At 62.8% G+C, this 14253-nt stretch carries 14 protein-coding genes; 6 read left to right on the top strand and 8 right to left on the bottom strand.

The features are described from left to right. Positions 1-147: 147 nt before the first annotated feature. The 3 genes from IVA78_RS32990 to IVA78_RS34455 all read left to right on the top strand — a co-directional run bounded on the left by IVA78_RS32990 (position 148) and on the right by IVA78_RS34455 (position 3163). A complete protein-coding gene (locus IVA78_RS32990; protein WP_247469442.1) occupies positions 148-1773 on the top strand; it encodes a long-chain fatty acid--CoA ligase in 1626 nt (541 codons plus the stop codon). A 105-nt stretch (positions 1774-1878) separates the two neighbouring features. Then, positions 1879-2997, top strand: coding sequence for a glycoside hydrolase family 172 protein (locus tag IVA78_RS32985; RefSeq protein WP_247276878.1), 1119 nt, complete (start codon positions 1879-1881; stop codon positions 2995-2997). 34 nt (positions 2998-3031) lie between these two features. Continuing rightward, the gene (locus IVA78_RS34455) at positions 3032-3163 is read left to right on the top strand and encodes a hypothetical protein (RefSeq protein WP_256464572.1); all 132 of its coding nucleotides are present in this window, start codon (positions 3032-3034) and stop codon (positions 3161-3163) included. Positions 3164-3933: 770 nt separating this feature from the next. On the opposite strand, the gene IVA78_RS32980 is transcribed toward IVA78_RS34455, so the two are convergent. From IVA78_RS32980 to IVA78_RS32960, 5 genes are all read right to left on the bottom strand, one after another. Then, positions 3934-4842: an amino acid ABC transporter substrate-binding protein gene (locus IVA78_RS32980; RefSeq protein ID WP_247276877.1), complete on the bottom strand. Its 909-nt coding sequence runs from the start codon at positions 4840-4842 to the stop codon at positions 3934-3936. A 145-nt stretch (positions 4843-4987) separates the two neighbouring features. Beyond that, on the bottom strand, positions 4988-6427 hold the full coding sequence (locus IVA78_RS32975; RefSeq protein WP_247420221.1) for an amidohydrolase family protein: 1440 nt from the start codon (positions 6425-6427) through the stop codon (positions 4988-4990). 17 nt (positions 6428-6444) lie between these two features. Continuing rightward, the gene (locus tag IVA78_RS32970) at positions 6445-7470 is read right to left on the bottom strand and encodes an ABC transporter substrate-binding protein (RefSeq protein WP_247276875.1); all 1026 of its coding nucleotides are present in this window, start codon (positions 7468-7470) and stop codon (positions 6445-6447) included. Between the two features lie 39 nt (positions 7471-7509). Continuing rightward, on the bottom strand, positions 7510-8286 hold the full coding sequence (locus IVA78_RS32965; RefSeq protein ID WP_247276874.1) for an ABC transporter permease: 777 nt from the start codon (positions 8284-8286) through the stop codon (positions 7510-7512). After that, positions 8286-9143, bottom strand: a complete 858-nt coding sequence (locus tag IVA78_RS32960) for an ABC transporter ATP-binding protein (protein ID WP_247276873.1) — start codon at positions 9141-9143, stop codon at positions 8286-8288. Before IVA78_RS32960 ends, IVA78_RS32965 begins: the two co-directional genes overlap by 1 nt. Before the next feature lie 199 nt (positions 9144-9342). Between IVA78_RS32960 and IVA78_RS32955 the strand changes: the two genes are divergently transcribed. Further along, positions 9343-10101 (top strand): GntR family transcriptional regulator, encoded by a 759-nt coding sequence (locus IVA78_RS32955; RefSeq protein ID WP_247276872.1) that lies wholly within the window; start codon positions 9343-9345, stop codon positions 10099-10101. Here IVA78_RS32955 and IVA78_RS32950 read toward each other — a convergent pair. Continuing rightward, the gene (locus tag IVA78_RS32950; RefSeq protein ID WP_247420228.1) at positions 10098-10520 is read right to left on the bottom strand and encodes a nuclear transport factor 2 family protein; all 423 of its coding nucleotides are present in this window, start codon (positions 10518-10520) and stop codon (positions 10098-10100) included. The two genes, IVA78_RS32955 and IVA78_RS32950, sit on opposite strands and share 4 nt — an antisense overlap. Before the next feature lie 150 nt (positions 10521-10670). Between IVA78_RS32950 and IVA78_RS32945 the strand changes: the two genes are divergently transcribed. After that, a complete protein-coding gene (locus IVA78_RS32945) occupies positions 10671-11912 on the top strand; it encodes an amidohydrolase family protein (RefSeq protein ID WP_247276870.1) in 1242 nt (413 codons plus the stop codon). A 227-nt stretch (positions 11913-12139) separates the two neighbouring features. Then, complete coding sequence (locus tag IVA78_RS32940; RefSeq protein ID WP_247276869.1) at positions 12140-12460, top strand: hypothetical protein; 321 nt, start codon at positions 12140-12142, stop codon at positions 12458-12460. On the opposite strand, the gene IVA78_RS32935 is transcribed toward IVA78_RS32940, so the two are convergent. Both IVA78_RS32935 and IVA78_RS32930 read right to left on the bottom strand, forming a co-directional pair. After that, on the bottom strand, positions 12433-13383 hold the full coding sequence (locus tag IVA78_RS32935) for a DUF1932 domain-containing protein (RefSeq protein WP_247276974.1): 951 nt from the start codon (positions 13381-13383) through the stop codon (positions 12433-12435). The genes IVA78_RS32940 and IVA78_RS32935 overlap by 28 nt on opposite strands. Beyond that, entirely contained in the window at positions 13380-14249 is an 870-nt protein-coding gene (locus IVA78_RS32930) for a hypothetical protein (RefSeq protein ID WP_247276868.1), read from the bottom strand. Before IVA78_RS32930 ends, IVA78_RS32935 begins: the two co-directional genes overlap by 4 nt. Positions 14250-14253 lie beyond the last annotated feature (4 nt).

Raw genomic sequence — 14253 nt, 5'->3', positions numbered from 1 at the left:
GCCGGCCGTTCGCTTGAAGTTAGCCCTGAAAAAGTGCGGCATGCAATCACGCGCCTTCTTTTTTGCGTGAACGTCGCGCGGCGTTCCGTTAACCTCGCGCGCAATCACAAGCGTAGGCCATGCAACGACGTGGCTGTGGAGGAGACCATGCAGGGGTTGATGATGGACATGCCGCTCCTGATCAGCGGCCTGATCCAGTATGCCGCCGACTACCACGGCGAGGCCGAGATCGTCGCGCGCGAGATCGAAGGCGACATCCATCGTTACACCTATGCTGATGCCCATCCGCGCATCAAGCGCATGGCGCTGGGCTTGAAGCGGCTCGGCATGAAGAAGGGCGACCGCGTCGGCACGCTGGCCTGGAACACGCACCGCCATTTCGAGATGTTCTATGCCGCTCCGAGCATGGGCTATGTGCTGCACACCGTCAACCCGCGGCTGTTTCCGGAACAGCTCGTTTACATCATCAATCACGCCGAAGACCGCCTGCTGTTCATCGACCGTGCCACGCTGCCGATCGTCGAGGCGATCGCGCCGCAACTATCGACGATCGAGGCCTACGTCGTGATGTCCTCGCGCGAACGGATGCCGGAGACGAAGCTGCCGAACCTCCGTTGCTATGAAGAGCTTCTGGACAAGGAGAACGAAGCCAGCTTCGCCTGGCCCGAGTTCGACGAAAAGTCCGCCTCCACCATCTGCTACACGTCGGGCACGACCGGTAATCCCAAGGGCGTGATCTATTCGCACCGCGCCGCGATCTTGCAGACCATGACCTGCTGCAGTTTCGACTTCCTGCCGGGCCATGTCGAAGGCGTGCGCGAGGTGATGATGCCGATGGCGCCGCTGTTTCACGGCAACGGCTGGAACATGCCGTTCACCGCGCCCTATACCGGCTCCAAGCTGGTGCTGCCCGGCCGCAATTACGAGCCCGACAAGCTCTATGAGTTGCTCGAAGGCGAGAAGGTGACGCTGTCGGCGGGCGTGCCGAGCTTCTGGCTGATCCTGCTCGACTGGCTCGGGCGCACCGGCAACAAATTCTCGACGCTGCGCGCAACGTTATCGTCGGGTTCGGCGCCGCCGCGCGCGATGGTCGAGAAGCTCAAGCGCGACTACAATATCGACTACGTCCAGGCCTGGGGCATGACCGAGGCCTTGGGCTGCTCGATGCCGGGCCTGCGGCCGGGCTCGGAGCACCTCAGCGACAAGCAGAAGTTCGACCGGCGCCAGGTGTCCGGCCGCGCCTGCTTCGGCACCACCTTGCGCATCGTCGATGATGCCGGAAATGAATTGCCGCGCGACGGCAAGACCGTCGGCCATCTGCGCGCTCGCGGCCCCTGGGTCGCCTCCGGCTACATGAAGCTCGACGAAGGCCTCGACCGCGACGGCTGGCTGATCACTGGCGACATGGCGGTGATCGACAGTCAAGGCCACGTCACGTTGACCGATCGCTCCAAAGACGTGATCAAGTCCGGCGGCGAATGGATCTCCTCAATCCAGCTCGAGGACGTCGCCTTGTCTCATCCCGATGTGCTTCAGGCCGCCGTGGTGGCGATATCGCACGAGAAGTGGCAGGAGCGTCCCCTGCTCCTCGTCGTCCGCAAGAAGGGCGCGACCGTCGACGGCAAGGCCCTGCTCGACCACATGCGCCCCAAGATTGCGAGCTGGTGCCTGCCGGACGCGGTCGAATTTTTGGACGAATTCCCGATGACCGGCACCGGCAAGGTGCTCAAATCCGCGCTGCGCGAAAAGTTCAGGGAATACCGCGTCGCTTGAACCGATGGCCGATCAGGCCTGGGTTCATTCCGTGCGCGGTCTTCACCTTTTGGTTAATCCGCAGGCGATATATCCGGGTGTCGCTAACCCCTCATCGAGGATCCCATGGCGTTTTCCGGATTGGGCCTGCATCTCGGCAATCTCTCGCGGCTGTCGCATGCGCAGACGCGCTCAATCAGCCCCGAGAACTTTACCGGCGAGAAGGGTAAGGGCGGCATGTCCGTCGACGGCCCCGCTGCGCGTCAGGCCCGCGATCTCGGCCAGGGCTGGAAGGTCTCGCCCTACGTCGTCATCGAGCCCGGCGCGACCTTCACGCTGGCCGACATCGAAGGCCAGGGCGCAGTCCAGCAGATCTGGATGACGCTGGCGCGCGGACGCCTGCGTCACTCGATCCTGCGCGTATATTGGGATGATCAAACGCTGCCGAGCGTCGAATGCCCAGCCGGCGATTTCTTCGCCTGCGGATGGGAAGAGTTTGCGCAGGTGTCCTCGCTCGCTGTCTGCGTCAATCCCGGGCGCGCCTTCAACTGCTACTGGGAGATGCCGTTCCGCAGGCGCGCGCGCGTCACGCTGGAGAACCGCAGCGAGGAGCAGCTCACCGCCTACTACCAGATCAACTACACCCTGACCGACGTCCCCGAGGATTGCGCCTATTTCCATGCCCAGTTCAGGCGCACCAATCCGCTGCCGTACAAGGAAGTCTATACCATCCTCGACGGCATCAGCGGCGCCGGCCATTACGTCGGCACCTACATGGCCTGGGGCGTCAACAACAATGGCTGGTGGGGCGAAGGCGAGATCAAATTCTACATCGACGGCGACAGCGCATTCCCGACGATTTGCGGCACCGGCACTGAGGACTATTTCTGCGGCGCCTACAATTTCGATCCCTATGTCGCCCATTCCGGCCAAGGACCGGCGCAGCGATCGCGCTACCAGGAGTTCACGACGCCCTATGCCGGCCTGCCGCAGGTGATCCGCCCCGACGGTGTCTACAAGTCGCAACAGCGCTTCGGCCTATATCGCTGGCACATCCCCGATCCCGTGCGCTTCCGCTCCGACCTGCGCGTGACCATCCAGGCGCTCGGCTGGCTGCCGGGCGTCACGGAGGCGAAATACCTGCCATTGCAGGATGACATCGCCTCGGTCGCGTTCTGGTACCAGACGTTGCCGACCGCGCCTTTCCCCAAGCTTCCGGGGCCCGATTATCTCGAAATCGGCTGATCCAGCCGACGTCCACCGATCAAGGAGACGAAAGATGCTCTACCCGATGTCGCCAAAAGCCGTCGAGCTCAATCGCAAGCTCGAGAGCTTCATGGACCGGCACATCTATCCGAACGAGGAGCGCTTCTATCGCGAGGCCGAAGAACTTGGACCGTGGAAGGTCTAGCCGTCGAGGAGCTGAAGCCGCTGGCGCGCACCGAAGGTCTACGCATTGGGATCGCAGTCTAATCGACGCTTGGCGGTTCCTGGATGGATGCAGATGCGCGCTGCTTCGAAATTCCTTCGAGTATCGCTCCGAAGATTATAATCGGCAGATAGAATGCAAGCATGATCGTATTCCTCCCGCTGTGACAACCTTGACCTACAGGTCAAGTTCCTCGAATTGACACTCGTCGCTTGCATAGCAAGCGACCCGAACCGCCGCGAATATCAGGAACGCATCGCATCAATCGCATGAGCGATCAGAACGACTGCGCTCGCCGCAATGAGAAACGCAAACAACCAACTCACGTCCGCCTCCAATCCCGGAAGTGAACGCGCTCATCCATGCACAGTCAAAAGCGATCGGGCCTGGAACCGCTATTCAGCGGCTCGCTGATGCCTCGCAGCAACAAGTGCATCCGCTGTCGGCCCTATCGGCAGAATGCCAAAAGGAGCAACGTGCCGACGACGCAGGCTGCTAGGACTAAAAACCAAACGCCCATACAGCTTCTCCGACTCACATACGCCAATCAGGATTAGCCCTACGATTTGGCATTGAAACGCTTGTTGCTGGTTTTCCCCAAGCCAAGCGTGATCCATCTGCTCGCTGCGTTAGTCCAATACCTCCACCGTCGCGGAACGTCGCGATATATCAGCGCTCGCTGGCGAGCTGATCCTCAGCCAGGCGCACTGTCTTCACCTCTTCTTACGGGAGAGGTGAAAGCTGCCCTCGCCTCAGTTCACCACATAAACATCAGGATCGGCGCTCGAGCTCGGCCTTTTGAACGCGTTGCGCAAGGCCGGTGACATCGGAACGTTGTAGTTGAGTCCGTTCGGTGGCGTTGGCGATTGCAGCCATTTCTTGTAGAGCACCTCGATCTCGGGGCTTGCATAAAGCTCCGCGGTGGCGCGATCGGCGAGTGCCTTAAACGGCGCATCCTCCCGCCGCAGCATGATCCCGTAAGGCTCCGGCTTCGAGAACGCCTCCTCGCTGATCATGTAGAGCTGCGGCTCCTTCGAACGCGCAATCGCAACCGCGAGCTGCACGTCATCGAGTGCGTAGGCCTGGGCGCGGTCGGTCTCCAGCAGCAGGAAGGCCTCGGCCTGGTCCTTGGCCGGCATCACGTTGATGCCGAGATTGCGCTCGGTATTGACCTTGGCGAGCTGCGTCAGGTTGACCGATCCGGCCACTGCGGTGACGGCCTTGCCCTTGAGATCGTCGATGGTGTTGATCTTCGCGGCTTTCTTCGCCGCGAACCGCGTCGCGCTGAGGAAATGCGTGTTGGTGAAGGCGACCTGTTTCTGGCGATCGGCATTGTTGGTGGTCGCCGAACAATGCAGATCGAGCGTGCCGTTCACCATCAGCGGAATCCGATTCGACGACGTCACCGCGAGAGTGTCGATGGCGATGTCGGGCATGCCGAGCTCCCGTTTCGCGGCGTCGACGATCCTGAGACAGATATCCATGGCAAAGCCGACCGGCTTCTGGTTGCCGTCGAGATAGCTGAACGGGACCGAGGCCTCCTGATAGCCCAGCGTGATCTTCTTCGTCTCCTTGATCTTCTGGAGCGTGCCCGACAGGTCTTCGGCTGAAGCTGCGGCTGCAACACATGTGACGGCCAGGAGAATAGTCGGTAGACGCATCGGGGGCTCCTCAAGAGATCATCGCGCCGGCGCGCAATCATACAAGGTGATAGCCCAGAGCTGGAACGATCACCAGATCAGGTGCCGTCTACCAGCTATCGCGCTTTTCGATGTACCGCAGCGCCAGGAAAGCGTCATGCCCCCTTTACCCGCAGGTGAGCTGCTGCTCGAACCAGCCGGACAGTCGCTCCGACAACGGCAGCCACGTCCGCTGGAAGTTCGCGAACTTTCCGAGATTGGCGCGATACATGCCCCGCAGTTCGTCTTCGATCACCGGCAGATCGACGCCGGCGCAGGCGCCATCCCTCACGATCGTCCTGCCGGCGACGACGACCTCATTGACGAGCGACGCGTTGCCTCGTGCAAACAGCAGTACCATGGGATCGACGGGCATGATCTGGTCACGGTCGAGCCGGTCGAGATCAACCACGACGTAGTCGGCGGGATTGCCGGCGGCCAACTCGCCACTTCCGGGCGCACCGGTCGCGCGGCGGCCGTTGCGAATGGCGAGAGCAAACATCTCGGCCGCTGTCCAAGTCTGCTTGAACCCGAGGCCGCCATGAACCATCTGCACCAGCCGCATCTCACGTAGAATATCGTCATCCTCGTCCAGCGCCAGCCCGTCGACGCCGACCGCAATGGCGCAGCCGCATTTATGGGCGGCGGCAATCGGCGCGAGCCCCGAGCGCAGATGCATGTTCGAGCTGAAATTGGTGACAATGCGCGCGCCGGCCGCCGCGATCATCTCCAGCTCATCCGGCCGGGCGTAGATGCAATGCGCCAGCGTCAGCCGTTCCGAGAGAAAGCCAATGTCGCGCAGCCAGCTCACCATATCCGGGAAGTGCTGATCAACCCAGGCGCGCTGGTACACGGTTTCCAGGAGATGCATATGGATGCGACGGCCGGTCCGCGCCGAGCTTTCCGCCACCGCTTCCAGCAGCGGCTTCGAGCACCATTGCACGCCGGCGGGCCCGAGCTGGACGTCGACCATGGGGCCGGCGATGGCAGCGGCAATCGCGTCGGTCAGCTCGATATAGGCCCGCGGTGACATCGGTGCGCGGACGAAGATATCTTCGATGGTCTTGCGACCGTCCTTGGAGAGACCCGAGAGCACCGGTTCGGCATCGCCATAGACGATCGGGTTCTGGTCGCGCACCGCCATCGCAAAAGCAATGCGGATGCCGACGTCGGACGCCGCTCTTGCAATGGCCTTGGCTTCGTCCAGCAGGGGCATCATGCCGCTCGGACGGGTGTAATGCACCATCACGGCCGCGCAGCCCGCCTTGGCCGACCGAGCCAATGCGGACGCCGCGGCCAAATATGGGTCGACCGGCGTGCCGAGTGCAGTCCGCAGGATCCAGCTTTCCAGAGGCATGCCGACGGCGCCGAAGGATGACGCAGTGGCGCGGGCGTGGTCGTGGGCGTTGACGAAGGCGGGAATGACGAAGGAGCGCCGGCCCCTGGCGGTCCCCGCTCCTTCCGAGACATCCGTGATCGTCCCACCGTCGTGCCGGAGCACGACATTGTCGCCAACGCCGCGGTCAGGACCACGGAACAGGCTGGACGCCGAGATTTCCGCGGCCATCACCGTCTCTCCAAGGATCAGTTGGCCGTGTACACCAACTCCCGCTCCGCGCGCGGCGGCAGGAATTCGCGTGAGAACACCTCTGCCGGCGTCGGCGCGCGGGCGAGTTGGTAACCCTCGACCACGATGGCGATGGCGCGCGTCATGCGGTCATCCTTGATGTCGCCGATGCCGATCTCCTTCATCTCCGGCGACACGATCAGCTTCTCGAACGAATATTGCAGCCGGCGCTTCTCGACATCCGCATTGATGAGATTGTCGTAGTTGAGCGCCGCCTTCATGCCGCCGTTCTGGTCCTTGGCCACCGCGATCGCGCCTTTGTTGATGGCTCGCACGAGGCTCGCGACAGCCTTCGGATTCGAGGCGATCAGCTTGCGCGACACCATCACGCCGTTGGAATAGAGATCGAGGCCGTACTCACCGAAGGAGAACCACTTGAAATCCTTGTCCGGGTCCTGGCGGTTGAGCACGAGGTTGAAGTAGCTGGTGATATTGAAGACGAGCGCTGCGTCGATATCGCCCTTGATCAGCATCGGCTCCTGGAGGTTCGGCGCCATATTGGAAATCTTGATCTTCTCGCCATCGAGCCCGTTCTTGCGGGTGAATACCGGCAGCAGCCGCGTCGTCGGCGTGCCCTGCGCGCCTCCGAGCGTGCGGCCCTCGAAATCCTTGATGGTGTTGATGCCGCTTGACTTCTTGGCGACGATCGCGAACGGCGGCTGGTTCCACATCATGTAGACCATGATCGGCGCCTCCTGCGGCTTGGTCGAGGCGTTCTGGATGATGGCGTTGACGTCGCCGAAGCCCGCGTCATAGGCGCCCGACATGACACGCGTGACGGTGGCACCGGAGCCCTCGCCCTGGTCGATGACGACGTTGAGGCCTTCCTCTTTGAAGTAACCGTTGTCCTTGGCGTAGAAGAACGCGGCGTCGCTGCCTTGCGTCTTCCAGCCCAGCGTGAACTTGATCGTGGTGTCTTCGGCCATGGCGACGCCAGCGGATAGGGCCAATCCCAGCAGCGCGACAATTACGTTTCTCAACATCGAGATCTCCTCAAGCTCCGTTGCGTGACGATTTGAAAATCAGGTGGCGATCACGTCGTTCTTGCGCGTGGCCCAGCCGGTGACCCGCCCTTCAATCAGCGAGAACACGGCGTAGAGCGCGACGCCGAGCCCGGCGAGCACGAACAGCCCGGCGAACACCAGCGGCACGTTGAAATTGGAGGACGCGGTCATCATGACGTTGCCTATGCCGCGGTTGGAGGCGACCGTCTCCGACAGAACCGCGCCGACGAAGGCGTAGGAGATCGCGACTTTCAGCGATGCGAAGAAGAACGGCATGGTCCGGGGCAGACCGACGTTCCAGAGAATGTCGAACTTGCTGGCGCCGAGCGCCTTCAGGACGTCCTCGAGCTCGGGCTCGGTGGTTGCCAGACCCGTGGCAATGTTGACAACGATCGGGAAAAAGCAAATCGACAGCGCGGTCAGCACCGCGGGCACCGTGCCGGAGCCGAACCACAGCACGAAGATCGGCACCACCGCGACCTTGGGGATCGAGGAGAAGCCGATCAGGAGCGGATAGCAGGTGTCATAGGCCGTCTTGGAGACGCCGATGACGGCGCCGAGGGCGACACCGAGCGCAACGCCGAGGACGAAGCCGAACATGGTGGTGGCCAGCGTCTGCACGATGTGCGGCCACAGCACCGGGAAACGCTGAAACAGGGTCACGAACACCTGCGAGGGCCGCGGCAGCACCAGGTCGGACATGCCGGTCATCAGGCAGAACAGCTCCCAGGCGACGAAGAACAGCACGATCAGTCCCGCCGACCACGCCTTCTGCCTGACATCGATCCCGAACATCAGCCTGCCCCCTGCTCAGCCGCGCTGCGCGCATCCTCGATGAAGGCGCGCAGCTTCTGGTTCAACGCGACGAAATCCGGCTCGAAGGTCATGGCGACCGTGCGCGGCCGCGCGAATTCGACCCGGCTGTCGTCGAGGATGCGGCCGGGACGCGCGCTCATCACGCAGATGCGGCTCGCAAGAAAGCCGGCTTCGCGCAAATCGTGCGTGACCAGCAGTACTGTCGGCTTGCGCGTCATCCAGAGATTCTGGAGGATCGTCCACAGCTCCTCGCGGGTGAACTGGTCGAGTGCGCCGAAGGGCTCATCCAGCAGCAGCATGCGCGGCTCGTGGATCAGCGCGCGGCAGAGATTGGCGCGCTGGAGCATGCCGCCGGAGAGCTGCCAGGGATAATGATTGCCGAAGCCTTTGAGGCCGACCTGCTCCAGCAGCGCGTTGGCCTTGTCGCGGAATTCGGTCTTGCGCAGCTTGCGGAAGTTGGAGCGGAACGGCTCGACGATCTTCAGCGGCAGCATGATGTTTCGCTCGATCGTCATCCACGGAAGCATGGTCGGATTCTGGAAAGCCATGCCGACCCGCATCGCCCGCGCTGCCACCTCGCGGCCGCCGACGATGACGACGCCGCTGGTCGGCTGCACCAGGCCGCTGACGAGACGTAAGATGGTCGATTTGCCGCATCCCGACGGGCCGACCAGCGCGACAAACTCGCCGTCGGCGATCCGGAGCGTCGTCTTCGACAGCGCGGACACGGCCCGGTCGCCGCGCCCGAAGGTCACGGCGGCCTCGGACAGCTGGATGGCGATCGGACCGAAGCCGTCAGGAACAGGCTGGCGGTCAAATTGGGCGTTGGGCTGCATGCGCATCACAGCCAAAGTGTATGCAAGCTAGATGCCAGTCGCCGACGTCCGCAGAATTAAGCAACTTACCGAACAGCGTACCAAAATTGTGGTCCCGATTTAGGCAATCGCGACACCAAACTGCATGCAATTGAAGCGCTGGATCAGCGCAGGGTGTGCTAAGGAGAGGGCTGCGACCCTACTCCGAAGGATTCGCCGAATGGCGGCGCGCCCCACCAGCAAGACTTATGAATCATCTGACAAGGTCGGCGTGATTTGCCGCGCACTACGGCGCGCGATCATCGAGCAGGCGCTGGAACCCGGCGCAAAGCTGCCTGAGGACTCGCTCGGCGAGCGCTTTGGCGTCAGCCGCACCATTGCCCGCCACGCGCTGGGGCAGCTCGCCGCCGAAGGCCTTGTCGAGCTGCGCCGCAACCGAATCGCGGTGGTGGCGACGCCGAGCTGGCAGGAGGCGCGAGATGCCTTTGACATCCGCATCCAGCTCGAGCGGCTCGTGGTCCGCCAGCTCGCGGGCAAGCTGACCAAAAGCCAGATCGCCGAGCTGAACGCGCACGTCGATGCCGAGGACCGGGCGCGCGGCGGCACGGATGCGGTCTCGATCCGGCTCGCCACCGAATTTCACATCCTGCTCGCGCAGATGACGAACAGTCCGATCCTGGTGCGCTATGTCAGCGAGGTCGCCTATCGCTGCTGCCTGACGCTGTCGCTGTACAGCCGGCCGCATTCGACGGAATGCGCGATCAACGAGCACCGCGCCATCATTGCTGCGCTCGCCAAAGGCGACGAAGCCAAGGTGATGGAATTGATGCACCATCACCTCGATTCCGTAGCCAATCGGGCATTAGTCGCCCCTGCCCCGCTACGCGGCCGTGACCTCCTCGACATTCTCGCGCCCTATGCCGATGAGGTGGCGAGCGACCGCGTCGTTAAGCTGCCGAAAATCGCGCGCAGGAGTTAGGCCTCGATGCCGCGCTGGACCAGAATGCGCTCGGCGCTGTCGTTCCAGACGTCCATCTTGACGATCTGCCCGCTCTTGACGACGAAGCGATCGACATAGCGATTGCCCTCGAACGGCGTGCCGTCCATCCACTCGCCATAGAGCGTGCCAACGCTGTAGACGATCGTCTCGTCCGCACCGGGACAGACACAGACATCGAACCGGTCCATCTTCTTTTTCACCCAGCGATAGCGCTTGGCGTTGAAAGCTGTCGGACCGCGCGGATGATCGAACTCACGTCCGCCGGTGAATGTGATCACCGTGCCCGGCTTCATATAGGTCGCGGCGGCATCTGGATCGGGTTTCATCGAGGCCGTCAGATAGGCCTCGACGATCTTGGCATCGGTCATCGGCAGTTCGGCTTTTGCAAAGGCGGACATAGCGGGTTCTCCGGCTCTCGACATCTTACAGCTCGCGCCGTGAACTGCATGCATATTTTTTGAACAATTTAGCGGCAGAACTGCACACAATTCGGTACTGCCCGCCCCAGCAGCTTCCGCTAGGCTCTGACAGCAAAATCCGACGAAGCCATGATCACCCAGTCCGCCTTCGACCTGATCTTTCGTGACGCGCAGTTGCGATCATCCGCCGCACCCGTCGATATCGGCGTGAAAGGCGGGCGTATTGCCGCGATCGAGCCAAAGCTCGCCTGCGACGCGCCCGAGGTCGATCTCGGCGGCCGCCTTGCCTTGCCCGGGTTCGTCGATACCCACATCCATCTCGACAAAGCCTGCCTGCTCGGCCGCTGTGGGCACGATCACGGCAGTGTTTCGGACGCTATCCGCGCCGTGGCCGGGATGAAGCGCGATTTCACCGTCGAGGACGTCTATGCCCGCGGCGCCCGGGTTCTCGAGCGCGCGATCGTGCACGGCACGACCCGCATGCGCACTCATGTCGAGATCGATCCGCGCATCGCCTTGCGCGGCTTCGAGGCGGTCAAGGCGCTGAAGCGCGATTATGCCTGGGCGATCGACCTGTCGCTCTGCGTCTTCCCGCAGGAAGGCCTGACCAACGACCCCGGAGCTGAGGAGTTGCTGATCCAGGCGCTGCGCGACGGCGGCGAGGTGATCGGCGGCTGTCCCTATATGGATACCGACCCGAACGCCCATCTCGAACGCATCTTCGATCTCGCCGAGACGTTCGACGCCGATGTCGATCTCCATCTCGATTTCGATCTCGATCCCTCTTGGTGGCATCTCGACGAGGTCTGCCGCCAGACCGAACGGCGCAAGTATGGGGGACGCGTCGCGATCGGCCACGCCACAAAGCTCTCGGCACTGCCGCCCGAGCGGATGAAGGCGGCCACCGCGCAGCTGGCGGCATCAGGCGTTGCGGTGACCGTGCTGCCCGCCACCGATCTCTATTTGATGGGACGGGAGGCCACCCACAATGCGCCGCGCGGTCTGACGCTCGCCCACAAGCTGGCCGACAATGGGCTCGTGTGCTCGGTTGCCACCAACAATGTCCTCAATCCGTTCACGCCGTTCGGCGACGCTTCGCTGCTGCGGATGGCAAACTTCTATGCCAACGTCGCCCACGCCGCCGTGAGCGATTTCGACACCTGCCTCGATCTCGTGACCGAGCTGCCGGCGCGGCTGATGAACCTTGGCGATTACGGCATCAAGGTCGGCAACCCCGCCGATCTCGTCGTGCTCGATACGCAAGACAGCCGCTTCGCCGTCGCGGAGCTGCCTGACTTGGTGATGGGCTTCAAGGCTGGCCGACAGACATTTGAGCGGCAGCGGCCGAATCTGTTCCGCCCCCAGAGCTGATGTCGCGACACCGCAGGGTCGCTCCGACCACGCCAAGGCCGGCCCGCCGCTTGCAGCGGTAGGATTGTCGGGAAACGGGCCTGACTACTGACTGCTTCCGTTCAATGTTACCGCTGATTCAATTCGGTAGAATCCCGGACCGTAACTCCACGCATTGCGAGGCCCGTCGCGCTGATCATAACTAGACCTCGGACCGATCATTTGCGTGCGATCGGGAAAGTATCGATATGTTCAGCGCATTCAGCAGCATCGACCAGCATTCCAACCAGGCCGGAACGCCCACCGACACGGCGGTGAAGCGGCTCGACGGCATCGGCCACGTTCTGTCGGATCTCGATATTTCGGGGATCCGGACGCAGGATGATGTCAACCGGACGCTCTGGACGCTCGACGCCGCCAACAAATGCGTTCGCGCGGTGCTGGCCGAATTCCGCACGCAACCGGCCACGGAGCAGCTCGCCCGCAAGTCCAGGAATCTGATCGACCTGATCGAACGCGCCCGCGACCAGGTCGTGAGCTTTCAGCTCCGTGGAACGATCTTGAGCTGATTATTTGCGCGCTTGATCTTCGCGAGGATCCGGTCCGCCTCGGTGCGCCAGTCAGCGCTGCGGGCGAACTCGCTGGTGCCCTTGGTGCCGAACAATCCTTCATCGGCGAGATCAGCCACCCAGGCCTGCCGCTCGGCCGTGCCCTGCGCGGACCAGGGCGTCAGCCCCGCCTCGCGAACGGTTTCGGCGACCTCCCGCACCTCCTCGGCCCGGCGGCGGCCGTGCTCGATCACGCGCTGGAAGAAATAGGCGCCCTGCTTCTCCCAGTCGATCGCGGGGAAAGTTTCCGTAAGCGATGCCAGCACGGCATCTTCCACGCCATAGGCGCGCGCCGTGGTGAAGCTTTCGATGACCATGGCTTCCAGGCCCTTGATCATGATGCTGCGGCACATCTTCACCGCGGAGGACACGCCGAGCTTGTCGCTGGCAACCTTTGCCGCGAATCCGATCGCATTCAGCAGCGGCTCGAGCTCTCTCGCGCCAGCGCCGCCGAGCAGCAACGGCACCTTGATGCGATACGGCGGCACCGAAGTCATCACTGCGCCTTCCACATAGCGACCGGCAGCGCCATCGATCAGCGCAGCAGCGCGCTGCTTGGCGCCCGGTGAAGCCGAATTGAAGTCCAGGAACCAGGTGCCCTGGTTGATCGCGCCCGCGCAGGCTTTTGCCACCGGAACAGCCTGGCTGGCCGTGACCGCGGAGATGATGAAATCGGACTTCGCCGTCAGGTCGGCATGAGAGCCTGCGAACACCACACCGAATTTCGCGGCATGCTCCTCCAGCGAAGCGCCCTGCTCGCCTCCGAGCTTGATGTCGTAGGCAGATACCTTGATGTCCTGCTGGCGCAAATCCTCGGCCAAGATCCTGCCGACCTCGCCATAGCCAACCAGCCCGATCTGCCATCGCCTCGGATCCGCCATCAGTTCAGCCCTCGTGTCGTTTCGTCAAAGAGCTCCTCGACCGCATAGCGGCGCGGAATCAGCGCTTGCTGGAACGCGTAGTCGACGATCAGTTCCAGCGGTTTGCTGTTCGCTTCGATGCCAAACGGAATGAGGTCCGGCGAGGCCGCAGGTCCCACCTGCTCCTTGTTCCGCTTGAGCAGATCATAGATGCCTGTGACTACGTCGGGACGCGATTTGGCGAGCTGCTCGGTCACGACCACGAGATGATTGACCGGGACGACGCCGCGCCGGGCATACCATTTGGCGGCTTCCGCGGCCGGATCGGGGAATAGCGGCTTCAGCTTGGGATCGACCGAGCTCTCGCCAAGCACCGCGTCTAGCTCGCCGTCGACCAGCATCTGGAGAATCTTCTTGTCTTTCGGGGCGCGCTCGGTGATGTCGATATATTCGGCGACATGCGGATCCTCGAACGTCACCCAGCGGATCTTATCGAGATTGACGCCGTAGTCGTTGGCGAGAATGCCCCTGATCCAGGCGCCGGTCGTCGTCGTGAAGGACCGAATGCCCACGCGCTTGCCCTCGAGGTCGGACGGGCCGAGCGCTCCTCGCGCGGGATTGTACAGCGCGTAGGCATGCTGGAAGCGGCCGAGCATGGTGGCCGGCAGCAGCACCAGCGGCTTGCCGTGCGCCTTCGCCATCAGATAGGTCACGATGGCCATCTCGCAGACATCGAAGGCCTGCTCGCGCACCATCGGCTTGAACGCGGTGTTGGTCGGGCTGTACTCGATGAAGTCGAGATCGAACAGGTCGGAGCGGAGCGCGCCGCTCTTCACCGCCTGGACATGGGGATGACTGCCGAGCACGGCCTTCAGCTTGAGACGATCCATCCGC

Origin of the sequence: Bradyrhizobium sp. 137, from assembly GCF_023074095.1 — a bacterium.
GTDB lineage: Bacteria > Pseudomonadota > Alphaproteobacteria > Rhizobiales > Xanthobacteraceae > Bradyrhizobium.
The sequence above is the reverse complement of the archived record's forward strand: the minus strand, read 5'-3'. Positions and strand labels throughout refer to the sequence as shown.